General features: G+C 39.8%; 27 protein-coding genes and 1 other annotated feature. Of the genes, 5 read left to right on the top strand and 22 right to left on the bottom strand.

What is annotated here, in order from left to right:
• The first annotated feature begins 53 nt into the window (after window positions 1–53).
• Together PCY09_RS03315 and PCY09_RS03320 are read left to right on the top strand one after the other, a co-directional pair.
• Complete coding sequence (locus tag PCY09_RS03315) at window positions 54–866, top strand: Cof-type HAD-IIB family hydrolase (RefSeq protein ID WP_061601859.1); 813 nt, start codon at window positions 54–56, stop codon at window positions 864–866.
• A 229-nt stretch (window positions 867–1,095) separates the two neighbouring features.
• The gene (locus PCY09_RS03320) at window positions 1,096–1,623 is read left to right on the top strand and encodes a hypothetical protein (RefSeq protein WP_008808966.1); all 528 of its coding nucleotides are present in this window, start codon (window positions 1,096–1,098) and stop codon (window positions 1,621–1,623) included.
• Between the two features lie 59 nt (window positions 1,624–1,682).
• On the opposite strand, the gene PCY09_RS03325 is transcribed toward PCY09_RS03320, so the two are convergent.
• From PCY09_RS03325 to PCY09_RS03370, 10 genes are all read right to left on the bottom strand, one after another.
• Window positions 1,683–1,988, bottom strand: coding sequence for a rhodanese-like domain-containing protein (locus tag PCY09_RS03325; RefSeq protein WP_061601860.1), 306 nt, complete (start codon window positions 1,986–1,988; stop codon window positions 1,683–1,685).
• A gap of 165 nt (window positions 1,989–2,153) precedes the next feature.
• Window positions 2,154–2,447 carry a 50S ribosomal protein L27 gene (gene rpmA, locus PCY09_RS03330; RefSeq protein ID WP_003032879.1) on the bottom strand — a complete coding sequence of 98 codons (294 nt, stop codon included), beginning with the start codon at window positions 2,445–2,447 and terminating at the stop codon, window positions 2,154–2,156.
• Between the two features lie 17 nt (window positions 2,448–2,464).
• Entirely contained in the window at window positions 2,465–2,809 is a 345-nt protein-coding gene (locus tag PCY09_RS03335) for a ribosomal-processing cysteine protease Prp (protein ID WP_012000277.1), read from the bottom strand.
• 15 nt (window positions 2,810–2,824) lie between these two features.
• Complete coding sequence (gene rplU, locus PCY09_RS03340; RefSeq protein WP_009754237.1) at window positions 2,825–3,139, bottom strand: 50S ribosomal protein L21; 315 nt, start codon at window positions 3,137–3,139, stop codon at window positions 2,825–2,827.
• A gap of 38 nt (window positions 3,140–3,177) precedes the next feature.
• Window positions 3,178–3,265: a sequence feature (ribosomal protein L21 leader region), on the bottom strand.
• Between the two features lie 106 nt (window positions 3,266–3,371).
• Complete coding sequence (locus PCY09_RS03345; protein ID WP_061601861.1) at window positions 3,372–3,971, bottom strand: hypothetical protein; 600 nt, start codon at window positions 3,969–3,971, stop codon at window positions 3,372–3,374.
• Between the two features lie 74 nt (window positions 3,972–4,045).
• Window positions 4,046–5,260, bottom strand: coding sequence for a tRNA uracil 4-sulfurtransferase ThiI (thiI, locus tag PCY09_RS03350; protein ID WP_061600789.1), 1,215 nt, complete (start codon window positions 5,258–5,260; stop codon window positions 4,046–4,048).
• Between the two features lie 3 nt (window positions 5,261–5,263).
• The gene (locus PCY09_RS03355) at window positions 5,264–6,406 is read right to left on the bottom strand and encodes a cysteine desulfurase family protein (RefSeq protein WP_061598689.1); all 1,143 of its coding nucleotides are present in this window, start codon (window positions 6,404–6,406) and stop codon (window positions 5,264–5,266) included.
• A gap of 99 nt (window positions 6,407–6,505) precedes the next feature.
• Window positions 6,506–8,416 carry a fructose-1,6-bisphosphatase gene (locus tag PCY09_RS03360; protein ID WP_125377352.1) on the bottom strand — a complete coding sequence of 637 codons (1,911 nt, stop codon included), beginning with the start codon at window positions 8,414–8,416 and terminating at the stop codon, window positions 6,506–6,508.
• Between the two features lie 55 nt (window positions 8,417–8,471).
• Complete coding sequence (locus PCY09_RS03365; protein ID WP_012000271.1) at window positions 8,472–9,284, bottom strand: pyruvate, water dikinase regulatory protein; 813 nt, start codon at window positions 9,282–9,284, stop codon at window positions 8,472–8,474.
• 2 nt (window positions 9,285–9,286) lie between these two features.
• Window positions 9,287–9,925, bottom strand: coding sequence for a CBS domain-containing protein (locus tag PCY09_RS03370; protein ID WP_012000270.1), 639 nt, complete (start codon window positions 9,923–9,925; stop codon window positions 9,287–9,289).
• Between the two features lie 244 nt (window positions 9,926–10,169).
• Between PCY09_RS03370 and ppdK the strand changes: the two genes are divergently transcribed.
• Together ppdK and PCY09_RS03380 are read left to right on the top strand one after the other, a co-directional pair.
• Window positions 10,170–12,791, top strand: a complete 2,622-nt coding sequence (ppdK, locus tag PCY09_RS03375) for a pyruvate, phosphate dikinase (RefSeq protein WP_125396970.1) — start codon at window positions 10,170–10,172, stop codon at window positions 12,789–12,791.
• A gap of 291 nt (window positions 12,792–13,082) precedes the next feature.
• On the top strand, window positions 13,083–13,490 hold the full coding sequence (locus PCY09_RS03380) for a DUF6556 family protein (protein ID WP_045634614.1): 408 nt from the start codon (window positions 13,083–13,085) through the stop codon (window positions 13,488–13,490).
• Window positions 13,491–13,523: 33 nt separating this feature from the next.
• Here PCY09_RS03380 and PCY09_RS03385 read toward each other — a convergent pair whose 3' ends face one another.
• The 9 genes from PCY09_RS03385 to PCY09_RS03425 form a co-directional block, all read right to left on the bottom strand.
• Window positions 13,524–14,594: an ABC transporter substrate-binding protein gene (locus PCY09_RS03385; RefSeq protein WP_045634615.1), complete on the bottom strand. Its 1,071-nt coding sequence runs from the start codon at window positions 14,592–14,594 to the stop codon at window positions 13,524–13,526.
• Window positions 14,591–15,364, bottom strand: coding sequence for an ABC transporter permease (locus tag PCY09_RS03390; protein WP_008808976.1), 774 nt, complete (start codon window positions 15,362–15,364; stop codon window positions 14,591–14,593). The genes PCY09_RS03385 and PCY09_RS03390 overlap by 4 nt, the downstream gene beginning before the upstream one ends.
• Window positions 15,361–16,167, bottom strand: a complete 807-nt coding sequence (locus PCY09_RS03395; protein ID WP_012000265.1) for an ABC transporter permease — start codon at window positions 16,165–16,167, stop codon at window positions 15,361–15,363. Before PCY09_RS03395 ends, PCY09_RS03390 begins: the two co-directional genes overlap by 4 nt.
• The gene (locus PCY09_RS03400; protein WP_045502205.1) at window positions 16,148–17,305 is read right to left on the bottom strand and encodes an ABC transporter ATP-binding protein; all 1,158 of its coding nucleotides are present in this window, start codon (window positions 17,303–17,305) and stop codon (window positions 16,148–16,150) included. The genes PCY09_RS03395 and PCY09_RS03400 overlap by 20 nt, the downstream gene beginning before the upstream one ends.
• A 47-nt stretch (window positions 17,306–17,352) precedes the next feature.
• Window positions 17,353–17,499, bottom strand: a complete 147-nt coding sequence (locus PCY09_RS03405; RefSeq protein ID WP_155718594.1) for a hypothetical protein — start codon at window positions 17,497–17,499, stop codon at window positions 17,353–17,355.
• Between the two features lie 18 nt (window positions 17,500–17,517).
• Window positions 17,518–18,426, bottom strand: a complete 909-nt coding sequence (gene murB, locus PCY09_RS03410) for a UDP-N-acetylmuramate dehydrogenase (RefSeq protein WP_046165814.1) — start codon at window positions 18,424–18,426, stop codon at window positions 17,518–17,520.
• A 96-nt stretch (window positions 18,427–18,522) separates the two neighbouring features.
• Window positions 18,523–19,446, bottom strand: coding sequence for a hypothetical protein (locus PCY09_RS03415; RefSeq protein WP_061601864.1), 924 nt, complete (start codon window positions 19,444–19,446; stop codon window positions 18,523–18,525).
• Between the two features lie 90 nt (window positions 19,447–19,536).
• The gene (thrB, locus tag PCY09_RS03420; protein ID WP_061601865.1) at window positions 19,537–20,403 is read right to left on the bottom strand and encodes a homoserine kinase; all 867 of its coding nucleotides are present in this window, start codon (window positions 20,401–20,403) and stop codon (window positions 19,537–19,539) included.
• A gap of 1 nt (window position 20,404) precedes the next feature.
• A complete protein-coding gene (locus tag PCY09_RS03425; RefSeq protein WP_060553976.1) occupies window positions 20,405–21,691 on the bottom strand; it encodes a homoserine dehydrogenase in 1,287 nt (428 codons plus the stop codon).
• Window positions 21,692–21,810: 119 nt separating this feature from the next.
• Here PCY09_RS03425 and PCY09_RS03430 point away from each other — a divergent pair, with 119 nt between their 5' ends.
• Window positions 21,811–22,752, top strand: coding sequence for a polysaccharide deacetylase family protein (locus PCY09_RS03430; protein ID WP_060553977.1), 942 nt, complete (start codon window positions 21,811–21,813; stop codon window positions 22,750–22,752).
• Window positions 22,753–22,773: 21 nt separating this feature from the next.
• Here PCY09_RS03430 and PCY09_RS03435 read toward each other — a convergent pair whose 3' ends face one another.
• The 3 genes from PCY09_RS03435 to PCY09_RS03445 all read right to left on the bottom strand — a co-directional run bounded on the left by PCY09_RS03435 (window position 22,774) and on the right by PCY09_RS03445 (window position 26,867).
• On the bottom strand, window positions 22,774–24,402 hold the full coding sequence (locus PCY09_RS03435; RefSeq protein ID WP_125396969.1) for a hypothetical protein: 1,629 nt from the start codon (window positions 24,400–24,402) through the stop codon (window positions 22,774–22,776).
• On the bottom strand, window positions 24,392–25,135 hold the full coding sequence (locus PCY09_RS03440; RefSeq protein WP_125396968.1) for an ABC transporter ATP-binding protein: 744 nt from the start codon (window positions 25,133–25,135) through the stop codon (window positions 24,392–24,394). The genes PCY09_RS03435 and PCY09_RS03440 overlap by 11 nt, the downstream gene beginning before the upstream one ends.
• Window positions 25,136–25,250: 115 nt before the next feature.
• On the bottom strand, window positions 25,251–26,867 hold the full coding sequence (locus tag PCY09_RS03445; RefSeq protein WP_125396967.1) for a M20/M25/M40 family metallo-hydrolase: 1,617 nt from the start codon (window positions 26,865–26,867) through the stop codon (window positions 25,251–25,253).
• Window positions 26,868–26,887 lie beyond the last annotated feature (20 nt).

Below are 26,887 nucleotides of genomic sequence, written 5' to 3' on the forward strand. Positions count from 1 at the left end.
CTTTATCCATAAATTATGCTATACTTATCACAGATTAATATTGGAGATAAACAATGATAAAATTACTTGCACTTGATATGGATGGAACTCTCTTGAATTCTCAAAAAAAGATTTCCCAAGAAAATATCTCTGCGATCCACAAAGCTATAAAGGCCGGTGTGAAACTAGTCCTTTGTACAGGTCGTCCTCCTTTTGGTGTTCGACCATATTACGAACTTTTAGGCCTCGCCCAAGAAGATGAATATGTGATTGTTGACAATGGGTGCGCCATCCACCGAACAAGTGATTGGGCAGTGATAGACTCAGTCGCCTTGGATAAGCAAGATATCCATTATCTCTATAGCTTAACCCAAGATAGCTCCATTCAACTTACCTTATTTGACGAAGAACACTATTTCGTTGTCGGAGAGACACCAAGCCCTATCGTGGTTCGAGACACAGGCTATGTTTTTACATCACCCACTGAAATCAGCCTTGAAGAGGCAGTTAGTGGTAAGTATACGATGTTCCAGGCTATGTTCTTGGCAGAAAAAGAAATCGTCGATATCTTTGAGGAAAAATATGCCTCTGATATCTGCCAGCGTTTCAGTGGTGTACGCTCACAGGATGTGATTTATGAAGTTATGCCAGCAGGTGTCACCAAAGCATTTGCATTAGAAAAATTAGCCCAAAAATTAGATATCCAAGCAGAGGAAATCATGGCTCTTGGCGACGCCAACAACGATCTGGAAATGCTAAAATTTGCAGGTCTAGGTATTGCCATGGGAAATGCAAGCGACTATGTTAAATCGCTTGCTGATGACGTCACTGACTCCAATGATGAAAACGGGGTTGCAAAAGCTATTGAAAAATATCTTCTAAACTAAAAAAGTAGGTGGGACAAACCAGTAAGGTAGGTCATCATCTACTTTTTTTCTATGTTCATCTGTAGTTCTTATATCCTTTATATGATTTTTTACTCAAGTTGCCTAAAAAGCCTGAAAGTCGCTTGACGACTGGCTTAGCGTTGGTTACAATATATCTACAATTTATTTCTTGATACTGTTTTCCAGTTATAAGAGAATAATATAACCTTAACCTTTCCAGGAGGAATCTATGAAGAAAATTTCACTCTATAGTTTAACTGCCCTATCATTTATCGTCTTAGCTGCATGCTCTGCGAAATCAACTGAAGAAACATCTTCATCATCTTCTTCAGAAGTCACTTCATCAGTATCTACTGCCAAAAAAAGCAAATCAGCTGGTACTTCTCAAGAAGATGTTATCAATGAGCTGAAATCAATATTTGATCCAAATGGAAATTCTAAAGATTTTGATATTAAAGTTGAAAAAGATGTAAAAGACGAAGCTTTCCCGAATGGACATACCGTCATTACAGCTTCTATCAAAGGTGATACAGCTGCTGGTACTAAGGAAATGATGGCTGCTTTTGATAATAATACTGCTACAGAGGAAGACAAACAAATTCTGCAAGGTTTCCGCCAGACTATTGCTGACATTGCACAAAAATTACCAGACGACACCACAACCATTGCATTCCAATACGAAACAAAACCAAACGAATATCGTGTGATTGCTCATTCTGGAAAAACTAAAGATATCATCCCTACAACAGTCAAATAAGCGACTCCTTCTCTTTGCCATTCATTAAAAATTGGCAAAGAGTTTTTTATTGACTTACTTTAAACGACATCCCCTTTCCAAGACATCATGCCTCCAGAAACATTCACAACATCATAGCCTTTCTTTTTAAGCTTTTTCGCTACTAATCTGCTACGGACACCTGAGTGACAAATCACATAAAGCTTCTCTTCTTTTGATTGAGAATAGCGATCGATTTGACCTAAAGGAATATTTAGTGCTCCCTTGATGTGCCCTCTGTTATATTCAGATGGGGTTCGAACATCCAGTAACTTAATATTCGTCTTCAACCTTTTCTCTAATTCTGCTGTTGAAATACTTTCAACTTTTGTAAAAAAATGGAACATATGCCCTCCGATTTATTTTTTATAAAAACTATTCAATCATTTCAATACTTTAAAGTCAAGGAAACGGTTTCCCCCATCATCTTATTTATTAAGAAACAGTTATCAAAACAAAAAAATAGGCTCTCTGATTTCTCAGAAAGCCTTTTGTTTAGTGGTTTTATAACCTTATTTAGCGATTGGGTAAACCGAAACTTGTTTTTTATCGCGTCCTTTGCGTTCAAAGCGAACTACGCCTTCAACTTTTGCAAACAAAGTATCGTCTCCACCGCGGCCAACGTTTACACCTGGATAGATGTGAGTTCCGCGTTGACGGTAAAGGATTGAGCCACCTGTAACAGTTTGACCGTCAGCAGCTTTAGCACCAAGACGTTTCGCTTGTGAGTCACGTCCGTTAGATGTAGAACCTCCACCTTTTTTGTGGGCGAATAATTGCAAGTTAGCAAGATTCATTTTTAACATAATGTTTTTCCTCCGTGTTAGTTTTCTGTGATAACTCTTGTTTGGACGAACTCTGATGAGTTCTCCGATAGGTTTGCCATTCCTAAGAAAAAGGATTCAAAGAAAAGCTGAGTCATTTCTCTCTGGTTCGGTGCAATATCTTTTGGGATTTCAACCCGTAAGAATCCACCTTGATCTTCGTTTAATTCTAAGGTCGGTTCATAGCCCGCGAATTTTTCAATTGAATTGACAAAATTTATGGCAAGCGTCGAAACCGATGCACACACGACATCAAAGCCGTATTCGCCACTTCCGGCGTGTCCAGTAATCTCTGCACATCTCAGTTCGCCATCCTCAGCTCTCTCAAAGACTGCGTGTATCATGTGTTCTCCTGAAAATTAAGCGTTGATCGCGTTGATGACAACCTTAGTATATGGTTGACGGTGACCTTGTTTACGGTGACTGCCTTTTTTAGGTTTGTATTTGAAAGTAACAACTTTCTTTTGTTTACCTTGTTTTTCAACAGTTCCGACAACAGTAGCTCCGGCAACAAGTGGAGTTCCGACAACAGTTTTTTCACCACCAACAAGAACAACTTCGTCAAAAGTAACATCTTGACCAGCTTCAACGTTCAATTTTTCAACGTAGATTGCTTGACCAACTTCAACTTTAACTTGTTTTCCGCCAGTTTTAATGATTGCGTATGTGCTCATTATGCACCTCCTATGATTTTTTTTGGGGGGTACCCCGTATTTTTGTGAAGACTCGCCTAGCATCGTGGGACGAACCACTTTATACTCACTATGTGAGCAACGATGTTCGTGCGGTTGCACAGGAATGTGCATAGTCAACTCTCTAAGTATAGCACTTCTCTTCCCTTTTGACAAGCATTTTTACCCAATGAAAACGGATTTTCAACTAAATATCCTCATTCTATACTTCCTTTTATTTCAAATATACAATCTGCCCTTCTTGATTAACATGAACCTCAATATCTATCGGAGGCTTTAAATGTTTTTTAGCTGATCTGGCAAGACTTTTATTACTATCTGAAACATTAACCTCTCGCTCTTTCCCATCAACGTTAATAGTAAAGGTAATACGAGAATAAGTAGACTTACTTCCTCCGGTCTCGGTATCAACACCAGTAACTAAAGCCGTTTTTAGCTCGGTTATCTGATTAGTAAAATAATGATAACGCCAAATACCATTTGAAATTCGATAGCCTTCATAAGCAGGAAAGATAAAAAATATTAGAAAAAGGCCTGTTATTGTAACAAATCTAGCTCTGCCTTTACTTTTTTGGCTTTCACGTATGGTATTCCATTTATTTCTCATGGACTTCTTGATAGAGCCAGATTTCTTAATATCTTTATGATATCCCCAAAATAAGAAAGCATACAAGCTTAGGAAAATCTGGAAATGAACTAAGAGACCAAGTAAATAAGTCCAACTGGGTATTCCAAACAGCAAAGCATTATCTTGCCCATCTCTCCAAGACAATGCTCGTATGAGCCCACTCAAGAAGTAATCCCACTCATTCATAAATATCCCCTTTTATCTTCAGCATCAATGGATATAATCCCAGATTCTTTTAGTAAAAAGCTACTTCTATACTCTTACAACAGCTCCTCAATCAGCTCGTCAACTTCATCAGTCTCTGCTTGTGGTCTGATCTCAGTAATCATGATGCCTGCAACGGCACGCTCTACCAAACCTTCAACATCTAAGCGAGCTTCGTACTGCTCCGCATTCTTGATCTTCGGATTGGTTTTAGGCCGGTCTGGTGCAAAAATGGTACAGCAGTCTTCAAATGGCTGGATAGAGATTTGGAAAGTATCGATTTTTTCTGCAATCTCAATGATTTCCAGCTTGTCCATGGTCACGACTGGACGGATAACCGGTGTATTGGTTACAGCATTGATAGCCTGCATACTCTCGATAGTTTGACTAGCTACCTGACCTAGGCTTTCTCCGTTGATAATGACTTGAGCCCCCCGTTCCTCCCGAATCCGATCCGTAATACGCATCATAAAGCGACGAGTCAGGGTCATCAGGTAGGCTTCAGGAGCCTTGGCCTTGATTTCCTCTTGAATCTCTGTGAAAGGAACTTCGATAAACTGGATGTTGCCACCAAACTTGGTCAGTTTTCGTGTCAAATCTTGAGCTTTTTTCAACGCACCTGGACTGGTGTAAGGCGGACTGGCAAAGTGAACCGCCTCGATATCTACACCACGCTTGAGAGCCAGATAACCAGCCACTGGTGAGTCAATCCCACCCGACAGCATGAGCATGCCTTTGCCTGAAGTGCCGACTGGCAGTCCCCCAGCACCACGAATCGTCTCATAAGAGATATAGGCCGCTTCTTCTCGGATCTCGACGCGAAGCTCGATGTCTGGCGCTTTCATTTTAACCTGAACATTGGGAATAGCCTCAAAAACAGCATCGCCAAGCGTCTGGTTAAGCTCACGGCTATCTAACTCAAAGCTGTGATCACTGCGCTTGCTGGTAATCTTAAAGGTCATGCCTTCCTGATAGACTTGCTTCATGATGGTTTGAACAGCTTCAATCAAGGCTGGTACAGACTTTTTAACCCTATAAGATGGAGAGAAATTCTGAATCCCAAAAATCTGCTTGAGTGATTCAGCGACCGGCTGATAGTCTGTTCCATGCAGATAGATATGAGTGCGGTCACGGTCAGCCTTGACATGAACCCGTGGATAGATTGATAAGACTGATTGGATATTGCGTTTGAGTTTGTTGATAAAGCGCATGCGGTTCTTGCCCTTGGTTGAGAGCTCACCGTAGCGTACCATAATTTCTGAATAATGCATTGTTTACCTTACTTTTCTAGTTTTTTCGTAAATGATTTTAAAAGTTGTCAAAAACTGCTCCATCTGGCTCATATCATTGTCAAGATCCAAACTGATACGGACAGCCGTTTGAGCGATAGACTTTTCAACCCCCATAGCGATTAGGGTTCCTGCTGGCTTTCCAGCCTTAGAAGAGCAAGCGCTGGTAGTCGAGATATAAATCTCGTAGTCTTCAAATGCATGAACGACAACTTCGCCACGCACTCCCTTGATACCAAAGGTTAGTATATGGGGCGCAAAATCTTCCATGTCTGAGAAAATCATCACATCTGGATACTTCTGCAGCTCTTCAAGGAGAATCTTCTTCATCTGAGTCGTCCTCTGGGCAAATACTTCTTGCCTTTCCATAGACAAACGCAGGGCCTTGGCTGTCGCAGCAATGCCAGCTAAATTCTCCGTCGTTGAGCGTTTGTCCGACTCCTGACCTCCACCAGTCAAAAGCGGACTGATTTTCTTGCCAGACTTGATATAGACAAATCCCACACCCCGAAGACCATGAAATTTATGACTGGAAAATGTCGCAAAATCCACGCGATCCGTCAGATAAGCAGCTGTTGGAATCTTCGTAACAGCCTGTACAGCGTCCACATGAAAGGAAATAGTCGGCTTGTCTGCTAGCAGTTCGGATATTTTCTGAATGGGTTGAATACTGCCAATTTCATTATTGACAGCCATGATAGAGACTAGTGTGGTGTCTGGTCGAATCAACTCCGCTAGCTTGTCTACATCAACAAAACCTGCCTTGTCCACTGGGGCAAAATCTATTTCAAACCCTTGACTCTGTAGCCAGAGGGCTGATTCTTTAACCGCGGGATGCTCAATGTTGGATACGATGATGTGTTTTCCAAAGGGAATCTTTTCAAAAGCAACTCCTTTAAGCACCCAGTTGTCTCCTTCTGTCCCTCCAGACGTGAAAAAAATCTCCGACGAAGACTTGCCCAAAAGCTCTGCAATTTGCCTACGTGAAGCTTCTAAGAGACGGGTTGCCTGACTGCCTAAACTGTGCAGACTGGAAGGATTTCCCCAGATTTTAGAAGCAACCTCTGTGTAAGTGGCCAAAGACTCAGGATAAGGTCTTGTTGTCGCTGAATTATCTAAATAAATCATGTTCTTTCCTCTAAAATTCAATACTCCTATTGTAACACGAAAGAGAAACAGGAACAAGAAAGAAAAAGCCCTAAATTCAAGAAGAATCTAGGGTATGTTTTAAAAGTCGTAAAATTCATGTAGCAGAGCAAAAAGTTCTTGTTGCTGAGCCATCAATATTTGACCGATACTAGTGGATTTAATCAGAGTTCGCTGTTCAACATTTTCAATAACTTTCTTTAAAGAAGTCTGGGCAAAAGGTGCTTCTACTACCTTTTGGGCATTTTGGAAGGGTTGGTGGGTTACCAGTTGAAAACCGTAAGAATTATTCAGCAAAGAATATCCTGCTGTTCCAGTCTTTTCTTGATAAGCTTCACACAAACCGCCATCAATGACGAAGAGCAAGCCACCGCCACGAATAGGAGATTCTCCCTTGCCTGTCTTGACTGGAGTATGGCCATTGACCATTCTAGACTCCTGAGAAAAGAGGCCGAATTCTTCTAAAATCAATTGACAAATTTTCTCAGAATTACGATAAGAAAAATAAGAATTTTCCACTTCCTTGTGGGTTTCCTTATCCTCGATAAAATAACGTTCTAAAGTGGTCATCTTATCTTTCCCAAATAGAGGGGACAATTTGCCTCTCCAACAATACCAAATTAAGTCTGTCGAAAAATCATCGCCGATTTCTTTATTCTTTGCTGCTTGGCGAATATGGTATTCAAAGAAATCCAGCAATTCTCTTCCTACATAATGCGCTTGATGAATCATAAGAGGTTGAAACTCTCCAGAAGGTTCAAGAGGAATACAGCCATGAAAGAGCAAATGTTGGTTGTAAATCTTATACATTGAACCCTTTTTCATGAGCAGGTTGATATGTTCAGCCAGCTTGAGTGATTCTTGGAAGGAAGCCAACATACTGTCAACTGCTTGCGCTTCTTCTGGACTTAATTCTGATGGATTTGTTGGATCAATAGTTTGAAAACAAGTATTAATCAAAGGATGTTTTTTATCATCGATCGTCAGACATTCTTCCCAGTAATCAATTTTATCCAAGGTAACCTGGTCCTCCATCTGGAACTCAGGGCGTCTTTTTATTAATTGACTTTCTAGCTTAAACTGTATTATGGTAAGAGCTTGATGAACCTTTTCCAACTGTAAAATTTCTTCAGCAGTGAAATCGTCTTCTCTATGTCCCAGAATAGGTCTAAACTTAGGATTGGCCTTATAGGTTCTATCCGCAAATAGTGTTAAGGATCGAAGATTTAAGCCATACGCCTTTTCGATATCCCACAGATAACCATATCGTGCTGCAATACGCAAGGCATTGAGCATGCAGGCTTTAGAGCCGAAAAAGCCTCCCATCCAAATAATATCGTGATTTCCCCACTGAATGTCTATAGAATGAAAATGCAAGAGTTCATCCATGACTTGAGGACTACCAGCCCCTCTATCAAAAATATCTCCCACCACATGCAAGTGGTCAATCAATAAGCGACGGATACTGCCAGATATCCCCAGAATAAAAGAAACAGCTTCGCGTAGCTCAATGACATAAGACAGAATATTTTCGAAGTAAGATTTTTTATCCGCTAAAGCAGTATCACTATAAACCAATTCTTCAATGATATAGGCATATTGAGGCGGCAAGGCCTTTCTAAGCTTGGAACGACTGTACTTGGCTGCTGCAAAGGCCAGTAAGGTTAACAGCTGAGGGATGGTGTCCTTATACCAGTCTCTGCTTTTATTGCTTTCTTTCAAGACAAGTTCTGGATAGGAAACCAAAGCTGATAGTCTGTTTTTATCATCTTGTGACAAAGAATCCCCAAAGCAATCCTTAATTTTTTCATTAAGAATACCAGCACAGCTTCTTAAAATATAGTCAAAAGCCTCGAATTCTCCATGAATATCACTGATGTAAAGCTCTGTCCCCTTAGGAAGGTTTAAAATTGCTTCAAGGTTGGTTAGTTCAGTAATAACCTTTTGCCGAGAGTCAAATTCTTTCAGTAAAATACGCTTATATTGCTCCATATCAGCCCTCCAACGCTCTAACCTATTTATGAAAAACAGTTAACGCTTCATTCGCTTAGTTCAGTTTCTTTAAATGCTCTTCGATCAAGAAAGCTGTCTCTTCAATTGATTTATCTGACATATTAATGATCTGAGCTCCATATTTTTTAAATACGGTTTTAGAGTAGTCCAATTCCTGATAAATTTTTTCCAGATCTGTATAGCTGGTTTCCTGGGTCAAGCCCAAGGAGTCCAAACGATGACTACGAATTTTCGCTAATTTTTCTGGCTCACAAACAAGACCAATTAAACGTCGAGAATCAACTTTTTCCAAAACCTGAGGCAGAGGAACTTCTGGAATTAAAGGAAGATTTGAAACCTTATATCCTTTGTTTGCCAAGTAAATGCTAAGAGGTGTTTTCGACGTGCGGGAAACACCCAACAGGACTATATCTGAATCTAAAAATCCCTGTGGTGCCTTACCATCATCGTATTTAACCGCAAATTCAATAGCTGAAATTTTATTAAAGTACTCACTATCTAAACGATGAAGGGTCCCAGGTACTTCAATCGGGTCAGTACCCGTCTTTTCCTTGATAATTTCAAAAAATGGATGCATCAAATCCAAATAGGACAAACCATGAGCCTGACTAAACTCTCTAGCTACAGAGGCTAGCTTGCCATCAACCAAGGTACTAATTACTAGGGCATCATCCTTGATAGCGTCACGTAAAATATCTAACAGTTCCTCCTCCTTGTTAATAAAAGGGAAACGATAGCTGTTATTAAAAATGATATCTGGATACTGAGCCGTAACTGCTGACAGCAACTTTTGGGAAGTCCCACCTAATGAATCTGAAACACTATAAACAATCATTTCTTTTTTCATATTTATTCCTCTTCTCTATTCACCTCAGCGCTTCGAGCTTGCTGAATAATATAATCCAACAAAGCTGACTTGGTCACGCTTCCTAAAATTTTACGCTCATTCTCCTCGTCCACTATTGGCAACGAATCTATGGCATAATCTTGAAGGAGGGCAGCAGCTTCTAAAATATTCATATTCTTGTGACATGTTTTAATATGGGGCATCCTGGTCATACAAACTGCTACAGGTGTACTATTGATATTAGAATTGAGTGAAGCCCTCAAAAGATCTTTACGCGACATAATTCCAAGGAGAAGCTTTTCTTCATCAATGACATAGAGAACATCTGCATCATACATAAAGAGAGTAATAATAGCATCCTGAATATAAGAATCATGGCTTACCAAAACCGGAGAAGTCATAATCTCTGCTACTTCTTTTCGAAAAGTATCAAAAAAGAAAAGTGTTTCAAGATCAGTGCCGGAATACGTGTAACCAACTTTCGGAGTAGCCTTTAAAATTCCAACCAAGGTTAGAAAGGAAAGATCTGACCGTAATGTCGCCCGAGAAATATCCAGTAGCTCCGATATTTTCTCACCGCTCAAAGGCTGCTGAACTTTAACAATTTCTACAATTTTCTTTTGTCGTTCGCTTAATTTCAATTAACATAAAACCTTTCTGTATTCTATAATGATAAAAATAAATATTAAAATAATAATTGGCTATTCTCAGCATATTTAAATTAAAAGTCTTTATATATTCATCATTTTTGTTACAAATTATATCAAAAAAATTAAATATGTCAACAAAAAACTGTCTATTTTTCATTTGACAATCATATATGATGTATATTACAATGTATTTGTCTTTTAATATGACACATATTAAATTAATTTGGAGGCAGATATGACAAAATGGATTTATTCCTTCGAGGAAGGAAGTGCGAATGACAAAGCTCTCCTTGGTGGAAAAGGAGCCAATTTAGCAGAAATGAGCAATTTGGGATTGCCTGTTCCTCCAGGTTTTACCATTACTACAGAAAGCTGTATCAAGTTTCTCGAAAATCCTGATTTCTTTGATTCCTCTTTAAAAGATCATGTTTTGAAAGCGATTACCCTTCTTGAGAGGAAAACGAATAAATCTTTTAATGGAGAGAACTCTGACCTGCTTTTAGTCTCCGTTCGTAGTGGTGCAAAATTCTCCATGCCAGGAATGATGGATACCATTTTGAATCTTGGGCTCAATGATCATCGGACACAAATATTAGCCGAACAGACTAATCCTGACTTTGCCTACAACTGCTACCGACGTCTTCTTCAAATGTTTGCAGACGTTGTATATGGAATTCCTAAAGAACTTTTTGATACCTTATTAGAAAACTTTGAAAAGAATCAGAATAAATGCCTTAAAGAATTGTCAATTGCTGAGCACCAAGACTTGGTTAAGCAATATAGAGAAATCTACCATCAAGAAAATAAGAATTTTCCAGAAAATCCGATAGACCAGCTTTACGCTGCTATTCAAGCTGTTTTTAAGTCCTGGAATAATAACCGAGCTAAAATTTACCGTGATTTAAATCATATTTCTCATGATTTGGGAACAGCTGTAAACGTTCAAGCCATGGTTTTTGGAAATAGTGATCAAAATAGTGGAACTGGAGTCTGTTTTACTAGAAATCCTGCTAGTGGTGAAGCTGAATTATTCGGGGAATTTTTATTGAATGCCCAAGGAGAAGATGTAGTCGCTGGCATACGGACTCCAGAACCTATTGCTGCCTTAGAAAAAGCTCAGCCTCAAGCTTATAAAGCCTTTAAAAACTATGCTAGTATTCTTGAAAACCACTATAAAGACATGCAGGACATTGAATTTACTATTGAGAAAGGGAAACTTTATATCTTACAAACTAGAAATGGTAAACGGACAGCTAAAGCCTCTTTAAAAATCGCTTTAGATTTAGTAGACCAAGGTATTATCAGTAAAAATGATGCCCTCTTAAGAGTATCTCCTGCGTCTATTAGTCAGCTCATTCATCCTGTCTTTGAAGATACAGCATTGGAAAAAGCTTCATTCATAGCACAAGGGTTGCCAGCCAGTCCTGGAGCTGCTACTGGTGAAATAGTCTTTACAGCTGATCGAGCTAAAGAACTACATGATCTGGGAAGAAAAGTTATTTTAGTCAGACAGGAAACTTCTCCAGAAGATATTGAAGGGATGGTGGTCAGCCAAGCTATTGTAACCAGTCAAGGTGGTATGACCTCTCATGCAGCCGTTGTCGCTAGAGGAATGGGAACCTGCTGTGTCGCTGGATGTGGAGAACTAAGCATTCGCGAGGAATGCAAGACACTTTCATGTGGAGGTCTTACCCTTACTGAAGGAGATATCATTTCTGTTGATGGTAGTTCAGGTTTCATTTATAGCGGAGAAATCCCAACCGTCCTAGTTGAAAATAATCAAGATCTACAGCGTCTGCTTTCTTGGGCTGATGAAGTTGCTCGTCTGAAAGTTCGAGCAAATGCTGAGACTGTCAAAGATTTGGAAACAGCTATGAAATTTGGTGCTCAAGGGATTGGACTGGCCCGTACTGAACATATGTTTTTTGGTCAAGACCGGATCCTAGAAATGCGTCGCCTCATTCTCGCTGACAACGAAGAGGAGATTAAGATAGCCCTCAAGCTACTTTTACATTTCCAAGAAGAAGACTTCTACCAAATGTTCCAAGCAATTCAGGATAAACCGATGATTATTCGCCTTTTAGATCCACCAATGCATGAATTTTTGCCTAAGGATCCTCAGGAAATCAAGCTTTTAGCCGAAAAATTGCACAAGTCACCAGAAAAGTTAGCCCGTCAAATCGAGAACTTGCAGGAAAGTAACCCTATGCTAGGACATCGGGGATGCCGTCTGGGAATTACTCAGCCAGAAATTTACAAAATGCAGGCTGAGGCTATTTTTAGTAGTGCCATTAGACTGCATCAAGAAGGACTTAAAATCAAGCCAAAAATTATGATCCCTTTGATAACAGATAAAAAAGAACTGGACTTTGTTAAATCATATCTAAATGAACATATCCAGTGTCTCTTCAATGAGTATGAACAAAAGCCCTTCCCATATGAAATTGGTACTATGATTGAATTACCACGCGCTTGTCTGACCGCAGACAAGCTGGCTCAGGAAGCTGATTTCTTTAGTTTTGGAACCAACGACTTGACTCAAATGACCTTTGGTTTCTCTCGGGATGATATAGGAAAATTTATTGGCCATTATAAAAAGAAGGGCATTCTCTCATCCGATCCATTCCAAAATATTGATAAGGATGGTGTTGGAGAGTTAATGAGAATTGCAGTCAGCAAGGCTCGCCAAGTAAAACCAAATCTATCCATTGGTATTTGTGGTGAGGTTGGCGGAGATCCTGCTTCTATTTCTTTCTTCCAGGATATCGAGGTTACCTACGTTTCCTGTTCGCCTTATAGGGTCCCTGCAGCTAGACTTGCCGTTGCGCAAGCTGTTCTACAAGAGGGAAAAAATTAAAATTCTTTATGGGTATTTAAAAGAGGCTGGGACAAAGAATTCCCAGCCTCACTTTATGATAAAAGCCACGTTTCCCTAAGCAGGATTTCTTTTATTATTTTGAAAGTTTACCCAGACATCTCTTATCATAAAACTTCTCGACTAGAGATGAAAGAAAAAACCTACTGACTGCGTTTTCAAATATAAAATTTTTATTTTTTTAAGACATTTTAAAATAAAAGACGTATAATGGAAAATATGAAATGAACTTGAATTCATATTTAGTTTTTGCAAAGGAGTTTGAAAAACATTATGACCAACTATTCTCGTCAAAATAAGAAAACAAATAAAGATAATCAGGAAACTGGAAAAGCTGGGCGCCATATCAAAAAAGGCCTATCTGCTTTTCAGAAAACCTTAACCTTGATTGGTAGTGTTCTGGGTATTATCACAGCGACTATTACTATTATGAATGCAATGAAGTCCAATGAACAAAAGAAATCAGATACCAGTTCTTCTGCTCAAACGACTACTATCATCAAGGAAGTCGAAAAAGAGACTACTACTGCCTCCACTTCTGAGGCCACTGAGACCTCCACACAAGAGAGTTCAGTTGCAACTAGCACAGAGACCAGTTCAAGTTCTTCAAGCAACGACACTACTTCTTCTAGCCAGGCTGAGACAAGTGCTAGTAGCAGTGAGCAGGGAAGTCAACAATAAAATGAGCCAGAACATCTGTTCCAGCTCATTTTTTTATTTTCTATACATCTTAACCTGTAAATAGAGGTCATTGTATATTCCTAACCATTTAGGGCCTAGTTGCTGATAAACTTCTAGGTGCTTCATGGTTTCTTCTGTAGGATAGAAGGCCTGATCTTCTTGAATTTCTTTTGGAAGAAGCTCTTTTGCCTTTGGAATTGGGGTCGAATAGCCAACATAAAGGGCATTCTTGTAGGCATTTTCTGGACGCAGCATGAAGTTAATAAATTGATAAGCTGCTTTTTTATTTTTAACTGTTTTTGGAATGACAATATTATCAAACCAAAGGTTGCTGGCTTCACTAGGAACTACGTAACGCAAGTCTTCGTTCTTCTCTAGCATCTGCCTAGCTTCACCAGAGAAAGTTACACCAATTGCTGCATTGTTTTGAATCATGTAGCCCTTCATCTCATCTGCTACAATGGCTTTGATGTTTGGTGTAAGCTTGTAGAGCTTGTCTACAGCTTCCTGCAAATGATCCGCATTTTTGTCATTCAACCCATAGCCAAGAGAATTGAGACCTAAGCCCATAACCTCACGCGCTCCATCAATCAACATGATAGAGTTTTTGTATTCAGGACGCCAAAGGTCATCCCAATGTTCTGGAGCCTTGTCAACCATCTTGCTATTATAAACAATACCTAGAGTTCCCCAAAAATAAGGAACAGAATATTGGTTTCCTGGATCAAAAGGCTGGTCTAAAAAGTCTGAACCGATATTTTCCATCCCCTTGATTTGGCTGTGATCTAGCTTTTCTACCAAATTTTCTTTGATCATCTTGGCAATCATGTACTCACTTGGGATGGCAATATCATAGGTTGTTCCTCCCTGCTTGATTTTAGTGTACATCGATTCATTCGAATCAAAGGTATCGTACTGGATTTGAACTCCTGTTTCTTTGGTAAATTCTTCTAGCAGTTCTGGATCAATGTAGTCACCCCAGTTATAGATGACCAGCTTATCGCCACCACTAGTTTTGGTTTGATTTTCAAGCTGAACACTAACTAGCCATAAGACAGCGACAATGGCAACAATACCGATTAGAAAGGAATAGAGTCTTTTCATGCTTGCTCCTCCTTCTCTCGCGAAATGAAGTAATAGCCAATCACCAGTAAAATACTAAAGAGAAAGACTAAAGCAGATAGGGCATTGATTTCCAAAGAAATCCCCTGACGGGCACGAGAATAAATTTCCACTGATAAGGTAGTAAACCCATTCCCTGTTACAAAGAAGGTCACTGCAAAATCATCCAAAGAGTAGGTAAATGCCATAAAATACCCTGCTATAATAGCTGGTGTTAGATAAGGCAACATGATTTCTTTCAGCATTTGTAACTGGCTGGCACCTAAGTCGTAAGCCGCCTTAATCATATCGTCGTTCATTTCTTTAAGCCTTGGCAGAATCATCAAAACAACAATCGGAATAGAGAAGGCCACATGGCTAGCCAGAACTGAGATAAAGCCCAGCTGGAATTTCATATTGGTAAAGAGAATCAAGAAACTAGCACCAATCATGACATCCGGCGCTACCATCAAGACATTGTTAACAGAAAGGAAAGCTTCCTGGTATTTTTTCTTGGCTTGATAAATATAGATTGCCCCAAAAGTCCCAATGATTGTCGCAATTAAAGCAGAGAGAAAGGCCAGAAAGAAGGTTTGAGCCAAAATCAGCATCAAACGCTTGTCACCAAAGAGGTTCTCAAAGTGAGTCAGGCTAAAGCCGGTAAATTGATTCATATCATCACCAGCATTAAGGGCATAACCAATCAGATAAAAGATTGGCAGATAAAGAATCAGAAAGACAAAAGCTAGATAGATACTGGATAGTTTCTTCATCGATCTCTCCTTTCTTTAGTTGCCCACATAATCAGGAGCATGGCAATAATAAGAACCACTCCTATGGTTGAACCCATACCCCAGTTTTGCGTCGTTAGAAAATGTTGCTCAATCGCCGTACCTAGTGTAATAACCCGATTTCCACCAATCAAACGAGTCAGCATAAAGAGGCTGAGACTAGGGATGAAAACTGACTGAACACCTGAACGTACACCATTCATCGAAAGAGGGAAGATCACGCGACGGAAAGTATCCCAACGGTTAGCTCCCAAATCACGGCTAGCATTGATGAGATTTGGATCCAAATCATCCAATACATTAAAGATTGGCAAAATCATGAAGGGAAGCTCAATATAACTAGCAACAAAAATAAAAGAAAAATCAGTAAAAAGAATTTGCTGAGGACCAACTCCGATAAAACTAAGGAATTGGTTGATAGAGCCATCCTGACCAAAAATTCCAATAAAGGCATAGGCCTTCAGCAAAAGGTTAATCCAAGTCGGCAAAACAATCAGCATGAGCCAGAGTTGCTTGTGCTTGAGCTGAGTCAAGAAAAATGCCGTTGGATAACTGACCAATAAGGTGACCAAAGTTACAATTCCTGCGTAAAAAATTGAATTGAAACTCATTTTTAAATAGGTCAGATTCTGAGAGGCAAAATAAGTCCGGTAGTTTTCTAAGGTGAATCCTCCTTCAATATTAAAGAAGGAATTCCAGATAATCATAGCCACTGGTGCTAGTACAAAAAGCACAATCCATAAAAAATATGGAACGATAAAGAGGTTAGAGGTTGTTTTCTTCATCTCTTTCCTCCTCGATTGCGTTAATCAGACCAGCTTCTTGTTCTTCAATTTCAACATATTCTTCGATACGAGCATCAAATTCTTCTTCTGTTTCATTGAGACGCATAATATGGATATCTTCTGGTTCAAACTGAAGACCAATCACTTCACCAACAATGGCTTTGCGGGTCGAGTGAATCATCCATTCATTTCCCAGTTCGTCATAGGCGATGATTTCATAGTGGACTCCACGGAAGAGCTGGGTGTCAACCTTAACCTGAAGTTTTCCTTCCTCTGGTAGAGTAATCCGCAGATCTTCTGGACGAATAACCACTTCAACAGACTCATTTGGACGCATCCCACCGTCCACCGCTTCAAAGCGTTTGCCATTGAACTCAACCAAATAGTCCTCAATCATCTTACCAGGAAGGATATTAGACTCTCCAATGAAAGTTGCAACAAAATGGTTAATCGGCTCATCATAGATATCAACCGGTGTACCTGACTGGACAATCTCCCCGTCATTCATGACAAAAATCCAATCGCTCATTGCTAGGGCTTCTTCCTGGTCGTGAGTAACAAAGACAAAGGTAATACCCAGGCGCTGTTGCAACTCACGCAGTTCATACTGCATATCCGTCCGCAATTTCAAATCAAGAGCTGATAGTGGTTCATCTAAGAGGACCACTCGAGGTTCATTAATGATTGCTCGAGCAATGGCTACCCGTTGTCGCTGACCTCCTGATAATTTTCGAATGGAACGGCGATCAAAACCTTCCAGCTGAACCATTTTCAACACTTCTTTGACACGACGTTCAATTTCCTTCTTCTCAACCTTACGCAAACGTAGCGGAAAAGCTACGTTTTCAAAAACATTCATATGCGGGAAAAGGGCATAAGACTGAAAAACAGTGTGTACATCACGTTTATTAGTTGGTACGTCATTGATCCGTACCCCATCCAAAAAGACATCTCCTGTAGAGGCATCTAGGAGACCTGCGATAATATTTAAAATCGTAGATTTACCAGACCCTGAAGCCCCCAGAAGAGTATAAAATTTTCCTTCTTCTAGCTCAAAGTTAATGTCTTTTAAAACAACAGTATTGTTATCCTCAAAAACCTTAGAAACATTTTTGAATTCGATAATTGGTTTTTTCAATTCACATAAATTCCTTCTTTTTCATGTATTAACAGATTGGGGCTCTGTCAAGCCGCTACTGCTTCTCGAGGGCAACTAGTGCCCTGCATACTTGCGATATCGATAGGCGTCACCCCCTCAACTAAAACGTAGCGGTCAGAAAAAAGCAGAAAGTCGTTCATTACTAGACAACGACTAACCTTCTTATCTAACATTTCAATCTCAGTAAAATTTTACTGTAAAGTCTCTCCAATAATCCGGACTTCACGCTCCAACCTTATACCAGATTCATTTTCAACAGTTTGAATCACGTGAGCAATCAAATCTTCATAGTTCTGAGCATTTCCATCTGCAATATTGACCATAAAACCAGCGTGTTTGGTTGAAACCTCAACGCCACCAATCCGATGTCCCTTGAGACCAGCTTCACTAATCAACTGGCCAGCAAAATGGCCTAAAGGACGTTTAAAGACCGAACCACACGATGGATATTCTAGCGGTTGCTTAAGTTCACGCAGGTGTGTCAGACGTTTCATTTCCTGCTGGATGGCTGTGTAATTTCCTGGAGAAAGGGCGAATTTAGCAGAAATGACAATATCACCCGTTTCCTGAATTACCGAAGAGCGATAGCCAAACTTCATTTCCTCAGCTGAAATCGTCTTGATTTCTCCTTCTGGAGTCAGGACCTTACAAGATACCAGGACATGAGCGATTTCGCCACCATAGGCGCCAGCATTCATGAAAACAGCTCCACCTACACTCCCTGGAATTCCACATGCAAACTCAAAGCCTGTCAAGCTATGATGCAAGGCTACATGAGTCGTGTCGATTAATTTAGCCCCAGCTTCAGCTTCAATCGTATAGCCGTTAACCATAATGGTGTGTAACTGGTCAAACATAATCACAAAGCCACGAATACCACCATCACGAACAATGATATTACTAGCATTTCCCAGAACCATCCATGGAATTTGTTCCCTATTAGCAAACTTGACAAGTCGAACTAATTCGTATCGGTTACGAGGAAAAGCTAAATAATCGGCTGGACCACCAACTTTTGTATAAGTATATCTCTTCAGTGGTTCATCAAAACGGATATCAATTCCCGCTAGTTCCGACTTTAATAATTCTATATTCACCATGATTTCTCTTTCTTATCACAAATTGATTCTATTATATCAAAATTAATCGGCATTTTCGATAAAAATACAAAAAAACTGGTCTCAGCCAGTTTTCTTTTATAATTTCCTAGTGACATACTTCAAGGTATGATTACCTAAAGCATTGTGTACCATAGAGTAGGCACCAATTCCTGTAAAGAGATAGAGCAATCCAAGGTTAAGCCAGTAGGTATAGTGAACTTCTCCACCAGATAAGAGATAATTTGTGAAATAAGAGAAAGCTGTGAAAACATCTGTGCCTACTTCTCTTGTAACTAATATAGCCCAGTCAAGCTGGTGAACAAATAAAATCATCACAAGCATAAAGAAAATACTGATACCAATTCCAAGTTTAGATAATTTCTTTCCTAAAAGTTCATATCCCTTAATGGTACAAACTCCCATAACTAAACCAGATACAAAAGAGACATAACCCAATTGAGCGATTCCCAATGTAACAGCTCCACCGATCAAACACCCAACAAAGGCTCCGACGATTCCGCCAATCACATTTTCATTTTGCTGATCATAGCTTTGATTCTCAATTGCAAGATTAGAGCTCAACTGTTGGAAGCTATCAGCCGATAAAATCAACAAGTTTGTTCCTACTTGGTAAACTGCTGTTGGCTCTGCTTCTCCAGTGTGCTCACAAACATTGACTAACCCATGCTCTTTTAAGAAGGTGACACTAGCTTCCAAACATTCAGCAATTGTTTCTTTGGTTCTACCCTTAGTCATTCCGCCTTTAACAGTAACAACAAGCTTGTAACGCGTAAGCTGAGCATTTGTCATACCCTTAGTGGATTTTTTCAATTCTTTCAGGTCTTCCGCAATGGAAAGTGCTTCATCACCTTTAACTGAAAAGCAAATTCGGTAGATTTTTTCACCAGCATCTTCAATAAAAAGAGTGTACCCATCTTTCTGACCGAAAATAATTTTCGTATCTTCATCGTACTCAAGTCCTAGCTGGCTAGCAAGATCCTGCCATTCAAGTTTATCCATTCGTGTAAAACCTCCTAGTTGGATATTCATTTGATTATATCATAATTTTTTTGATAGGAATAGACAGTCTCTTCGTCTATTTTAAAGCCTTTAAAATTCCACTCGAACACCATCTCTGTCAACATCTAGTATAAAGACTTCTCCATTATACTTGCATCCCTCAATCCGTGTTTGAATTAATTTGGCCCTATCTTTTGGAGCTAAAATCATAATTGTTGGACCTGCTCCAGATAAATAAGTAGCATAAGCTCCATGTTTTTTAGCCAATTTCTTAATGTTAGGAAATTCTCTGACGAGTTTTTGGCGAAAACGCTCATGGAAGCGATCCGATTCAATGGCTCGGCCTGCCTTGACAAGGTCCCCCTGAAGAAGGGCTGCAATTGCAACATTGGCAATCGAACTAGCTGCTACTGCTTCCTTATAAGAAAATTTAAAAGGCAAAACACTGCGACTATCCCGTGTCTTCAGTTCGTACTTAGGAACATAAGCAATGAAAGAGCACTCAGGAAAGTCTGCCCTAACAGAGGAAACAGCCCCTTTAAAAACACTAGATATGACTAGATTTCCAAAGATAGCTGGAGCCACATTGTCTGGATGGCCTTCAATCTTGTTTGCCCAGTCCAGCTTTTCATCATCCGTTAAATTCAGTTTTCCTAATTGGTTAGCCAATTCAATCCCAGCTACGATAACTGAGCTAGATGAACCCAGACCACGTGCCAAAGGAATGTCACTAGTCATCTTCAGACGGTAAGGCTGAAGGTTTGGCGCCAGTTGCAAGGCTACTTTGATTAGCAAGTTTCGTTTATCCTTAGGAATTCTTGGATTTAAGTCATGTTCGATTAGCCACTCATCGCGTTCTTCCAGAACCTCAATGGTCAAATATTTACTGACAGCCACACCGACTGAATCAAAGCCTGGACCAATGTTAGCACTGGTAGCGGGTACAATAATCTTCATCTTAATCTCCTAATACTTTGAAGGTATTGAGCAAGTCGAACTCAGCAACTTCTTTGAGCTTAGCAGTGACATTTTCTAGCTGTGTCTTGCTGACAGCATGGGTAATAATCACTACACGAGCCTTCTCACCGTCTGTACCTTCCTGCAGAATCTGCTTAAAGGAAACATCCTCAGCATTGAAAATCTCAGCCAAATGCAGAACTTGGCCTTTAGAATCAGGCGCTAAGATAGAGAAGTAATAGCTACTCTTCACATCTTCTGGCTTAGCCAAGACCAACTCACGGTTAAATTCATTAAATGCCTTGCCAACTGTTCCTTCATTCAAACGACGACTAATCCGAACAATGTCTGCCACGACACTAGTTGCAGTTGGTTTTTGGCCAGCTCCCGGTCCGAAGTACATAGACTCTCCGATACCGATCGACTCGACAAAGACAGCGTTCATCACTCCATTGACACTAGCAAGTGGATGAGCTTTAGGTAGGAAAGTTGGAGCTACTTCTGCTGCGATCCCTGATGGCGTCTCTTCGATAGATCCAACTAGTTTAACTACATAGCCCAATTCCTGAGCTACAGCCACATCTTCTGGTGTGATATTTCGAATTCCTTGATGGCCTACATCTTCAAACTTAACATTCATACCAAAGGCAAACTGGCTAAGAATGACCATCTTGTAAGCCGCATCAATGCCATCTACGTCATTGGTTGGGTCACTTTCAGCATATCCAAGTTTCTGAGCTTCAGCAAGAGCATCTTCATAAGACCAGCCTTCTTCGACCATCTTGGTCATCATAAAGTTAGAGGTTCCATTAACCACACCTAGGATACGGGTAATTTTGTCAGAAGCCAATGAATTGACCAAGGTACGCAGGATCGGAATACCGCCAGCAACAGCTGCTTCATAGTAGAGAGCTACATTTTGCTTTTGAGCAATTTCCAGTAGCTCTGCGCCATGAACAGCCAGCAAGTCTTTATTGGCTGTTACCACATGCTTGCCAGCTTCAAGAGCACGAGTGATGAAAGTTTTCGCCGGCTCAATCCGTCCCATCAATTCGACAACGATGGTAATTTCGGAATCCTTCAAAATTTCTTCGACATTTGTGACAAAGTTAAAGTCATTTCCTGCTGCCAAAAGACGCTCTTTTTCAGCATCATCCTTAACCAAGACTTTAGCAACCTCAATCTCTGAATGGGCAGCTTGAACGATTTTCTCTCCGTTTTCCTTCAGTAGAAATGGCACACCACTGGCCACTGTTCCAAAACCAAGTAAAGCTATTTTAATAGACATGAAGCACTCCTCAAATTTTTTCTGTATAAAGTCTATTATATCAGAATTTAGCACAAAATTCATACTATTCTTCTCTAGATCTGATATAATAAAAGCAAATATCTAGCCAAGGAGAAATTATGACTTATCCTAATCGCAATCGTTCAGCAGAAAAAAAGGCTCGAAAGAAAAGAGATATCTTACTTCTGTTGAACCTCATTCTTCTCATCTTTATCGTTACTGGTGGTATTTTCCTTTGGAAAGAATACAGTAATAGTCAGCAAGAAGCCAGCAAGCCTGAAGCTAGCCAAGTTAGTAAAGCAAGCCCTTCAAAAGAGGCAAGCCAGCCCTCATCTACTAGTCAAAAGAAAGAGGAAATCAAATGGGTCAAGCAAGATAAGCCTGTTAAATTGCCCATCTTGATGTATCATGCTATCCATGTCATGGACCCATCTGAAGCCGCTAACTCTGGACTAATTGTTGATCCTGAAACTTTTGAAAGCCACTTAAAAGCTTTGAAAGAAGCAGGATACTACACTCTTTCTCCTGCTGAAGCTTATAAGGCCTTAACTGAAAATGTCCTCCCAGAGAATAAGAAGGTCGTTTGGTTAACTTTTGATGATAGTCTCAAGGACTTCTATACTCAAGCCTATCCTATCCTACAAAAATACCAAATGAAGGCTACTAACAATGTCATTACAGGTTTTGTTCAAGCAGGTCGCGAAGATATTCTAACACTTGATGAGATCAAAGAAATGAAGAAAAATGGCATGTCCTTTGAAGATCATACCGTGAACCATCCAGATTTATCCGTATCAAGTGCTGATACTCAAAATTCAGAATTACAAGATTCAAAAGAGTATTTAGATCGTAATCTTTCTCAGACAACCACTACCGTGGCTTATCCTTCTGGCCGTTACAGTGAGACAACTCTTCAGCTTGCAGAAAAGTTAGGATATAAAATGGGGTTGACGACCAATAATGGCTTGGCTTCTCTCTCAGACGGACTTCTATCACTCAATCGTGTTCGTGTCAATCCAACGACCACTGCACAGAGTCTCCTAGATGAGATAGCAAATTAAAGACCATAACAAAAAAGGCTCTCATTCAAGAGCCTTTTTAAATTTATTCGCATAGTGAAAATAGAGAAGACCAGAAAGGACCATGATAATAAGGAAAAATCCTAAGGTAATACCATAGACTATTGCTTCTTTTAGGTAGAATATCAAGGCATAGGAACCACCAATTGCGGCAATAAAAACAAATAAGATTAGAAAAGCAATAATTGTCTTTAGAGTATTGTTAGATCGGTTGAATAATTCTGTGACGTTAGACCAGTTGGTAACCAAGAGACGATGGTCCCGTTGGAAGCCCCAGATACTCCATGCTAAACAATTACTGATCCAGACAAGGACCATAACCAAAAGAGATAACCAATGGGTGCCCAATAATAGGTTGACCACAACAAATATCAAGAGAGGCAAGATTGACTGGATCAAGAAAAGATACCAGAATTTTAAGCGAAGATATGCTTTCATATCAAAGGGAAGTACTTTCAAATAGGAAAAATTCTCGCGCTCCAAGGAAATCCCAATCATAGTTAAGTTGGTCGAACCTGCATTAAAAGTAGCAATGAACACCGTGATCAACATCAATGGTAACAGAAACTTCGGTGTTAAGTACGGGCTAAGCTCAAATCCTCCTCCCCGAATAAAGCCCATTAGTCCAGGAAGTATGAAGAGATAAGGCATAACACTAGACATAAAGACTGATTGAAGAAAAACAGAACCGTCACTGATCAAGCTAAGCTGATAGCTCCAAACAAAGCGAGGGAATGACTTCTGATTTCCAAGTTGAAATTTACGAACACGTTGTTTCTTATTAACAGTCTCAGAAGTTTTCAAAGCCGCTTCATAAAACTCTGGTAGAACCTTCCATTTTACGATTGAAAACAGAAGCACGGCAACCAAGGCCCAAGCGCCAATTCCAATAAGAGATTGAGGCGCAAAAGGAGTAACACCAAAATAATAAAAGGCTTCCATCGGTGGCAAATAGCTACCTGTATCTTTAAGAAGTAATTCTCTGTTTTGAGTATTGACCAAAATAATTGATCCAAAAATCAAGAGATTGGTCACTCCCAAAAGAATATTAGAGGCTACTTGCTTATGCTGACGGAAAACAGAGGTTTTAGTGATAAAATGAACAGCTGTCAAAATCCCGAAAGCCAGAACAGATCCCAAAACCACTAGCGAAATCAGAACGATTGGAATAGCCAGCCAAAAAGGATTCCCACTTTGAATCTGAAGATTTATGAAATAAGCTAAAATCGGAAGAGCTCCAAGCAAAACTGTCAGAACAACAGAGATACTCTTCCCAATCATGATTTCTGCTTCACTAAAAGCATAGGGTCGATAAGACTGCAAGTCCTTACTTTCATAGAAAACGTTGTAGAAAGATAAGAATCCCTGTGATAGAACCATCAGACTAAAAATAGATACCATATTGGTAAAGATACCCGGATGATCTACTAAAGGATAAAAGGCACTCATCACTCCAAAGATAAGAAGATAAAGTAAACTTGTAAACAAGTGGGTCATAATCAACTGTCTAGAAACATTGATTTTCTTATCAGGCTTTTTGGCTTGCTTCTGACGAAAGCGTGTTAGACTTGACGGAGGTGTTGTATAGATAATATTCGTCCGAATTAAACTTTTTAAGGCTTTAAAGCGCATCGTGGACCACCTCTTCTTTCCGTCCAGCCAATCCCAGATAAATAGTTTCTAGACTTTGCTCAGGGTGTTGGGACTTGAGTTCTTCGATCGTTCCATAAAAAATCAACTCCCCTTTTTTCAAGATGGCCAAACGATCACAGAGTTGCTCAGCCACTTCTAGGACATGGGTTGAAAAGATAACAGTATTTCCCTTGTCTGCATGTTCCCGCATCATGTTCTTAAGATCAAATGCCGCTTGAGGATCCAAACCTGTCAAAGGTTCGTCCAAAACCCAGATATCCGGGTCAGAAAGTAGAGCACCAATGACAAAAACTTTTTGACGCATACCATGTGAGAAGGATTCGATGACCTCATATCGATGATCTGCAAAGTCAAAAGTTTCCAACAAATACTGCAAGCGTTTCTCACAGTCAGCTTCATTCATATCGTAAGATGTAGCTACTAACTCCCAGAATTCATTAGCTGTTAAACGAAGAAAGAGGTCTGGTGAGTCGGCTACATAACCAATTTTTTTCTTGATGGCCAGTCGATTAGCAGACAACTCTTGTCCGTCAACAATGATTTGACCACTCGTTGGATTAATGACACTGACTAGTGACTTGATTGTCGTTGATTTTCCTGCACCGTTATGACCAATCAGACCGACAATTTCACCATTTTGAATGGTCAAGTTTAGATTCCTAAGGGCCAGATGGCCATCATAATCTTTGGTTACATTTTTCAATTCAATCATCAGAGTTCCTCCGCTCTTATTTATAATATATTTATTATATATCTTTTAAAATTGTTTGTCTCTCTTATAACGATAATGTTCGTTTTTTCCTCTATTACACAATAGAAAAGCTAAATTAGTTCCTTTTGACTTCGTCAAGGTGTTCTAATAGATAGAGAAAGAAAGCTGGTATGGTATCTAACATATCTTCCTCATAGACCCTTTCTGTCAACTGGTGTAAGTCCTTACCCCAAGGCCCCAAATTTACAGCAGCTACATTAATACTAGCAATTTTTTCCAAATCAAGCGGGTAAATCTCTTTTGAGACTGCCATACTGTTCAGAAGAGCTTGATAGTCACTCAAAGGCTTCTCCAAAGCACAGTAACTCATATCACAAATGCCCATGAAAAACTCTTCAACTTTCAACTGGTAACTCCCCTTATTTGCTAAATAATTCTGATAGAAAGAAATGAATCGATCCATGTCAAGATCTTGTTCTTGAAGTCGTCGGCTATTCATTGTTGGGTAATAAGGCGGGGCAACAGCAAGTACAGCCAAGGCTTCTTTTTTATCGTAAAAATCAAGAGCTTTTTGTACATTAGACAGAGTAACTTCTTGATAGGACAAGCCTTTTTGTAATTCTACTTTAGCTTCTTGATTGACCCTTTCCATGAAGTCTTTGAAACCCGCCTTTTTTTGGCATTCTTCTAACAAGTCTTGATAGGTTAGCACTCTTGGCTTAGCCATTGATTTGCTTTCCTGATATTGATCCTGCAAGTTGGAATACTTATCATAAAATTCATCTATTGCTTCTTGCATCAGTCCTTGGATCAGTTCTAGCAAGTCCTGAGGACTTTTATCCAGATACAGTAGACTAAAGTATCCAGCTGCACGTAGGACCGTTGACACATCATACTGCTCTTTTAGGTCTCTCATAAAGGACCAAGAAGGCAAGGGAGACTGCTCTCCGTAAGCCGCATCAGACAGCAAAGGATTTAAGTCTATTTTTTCAATAATTTTAGCTAAAAGAGAAATTGCATTCACACCTTTTAATGGTTCTTTCATATGAGAAAGCAGACCCTGGGTCACAATCAAGGGCATCAATTTCCCAACTGTACCAACATGTAGAACCTTTTCTGATTCAGATGTACTTTCAAAAGGTTCCGAGTCAATAGCAAGAATGTAATTAAGATCAAAACGTTCTTTTAAATCATAGAGCAAACCAACAGCTGCCCTCATACCTTGAGAATATGCTTCCTCATCGCTGACAGACAGGTAAAGCAAGTTTGCTTGACCAGTGGAGGTAGACGAGTATTCCTCTAAGACCCCCAACTGCAGGGCTAGAGCCGCCTTCATATCACAAGAACCTCTACCAAATTGCCAGTCTCCTGAAACGATATCAGCCAGGACATCCTGATGTATAGACTCCTCTTTCAGCTTCTCTTTCAGGTCCTGATTGTCAAAAGCCAAGTCTTTCAAATGACCAAAGTCTTCCGTATCCACTGTATCATGATGGTGGAAAAGAATGACTGTATCAGCCGAATCACGACGCACCAAGGCCCAATTAACACTACGTCCCAGACTATCCTCAGGAATCGGATAAGAGCCAAAAAGTTCTGGATGAATTTGAAAATAAGGGATTTGCCCTATATAGTTCATCAAAAAATTTTCTATATCTCGTTCAAAAGCAGTGTGAGTAAAGCTTTTTATGGCCATACTTTTTTGAAATATATCTGCTATTCTTTCCTTCATTTTCTTCACCTGAACAGAGA

The sequence above is a fragment of the Streptococcus sp. SG2 genome (assembly GCF_030439925.1).
Classification (GTDB): Bacteria; Bacillota; Bacilli; order Lactobacillales; family Streptococcaceae; genus Streptococcus; species Streptococcus gordonii.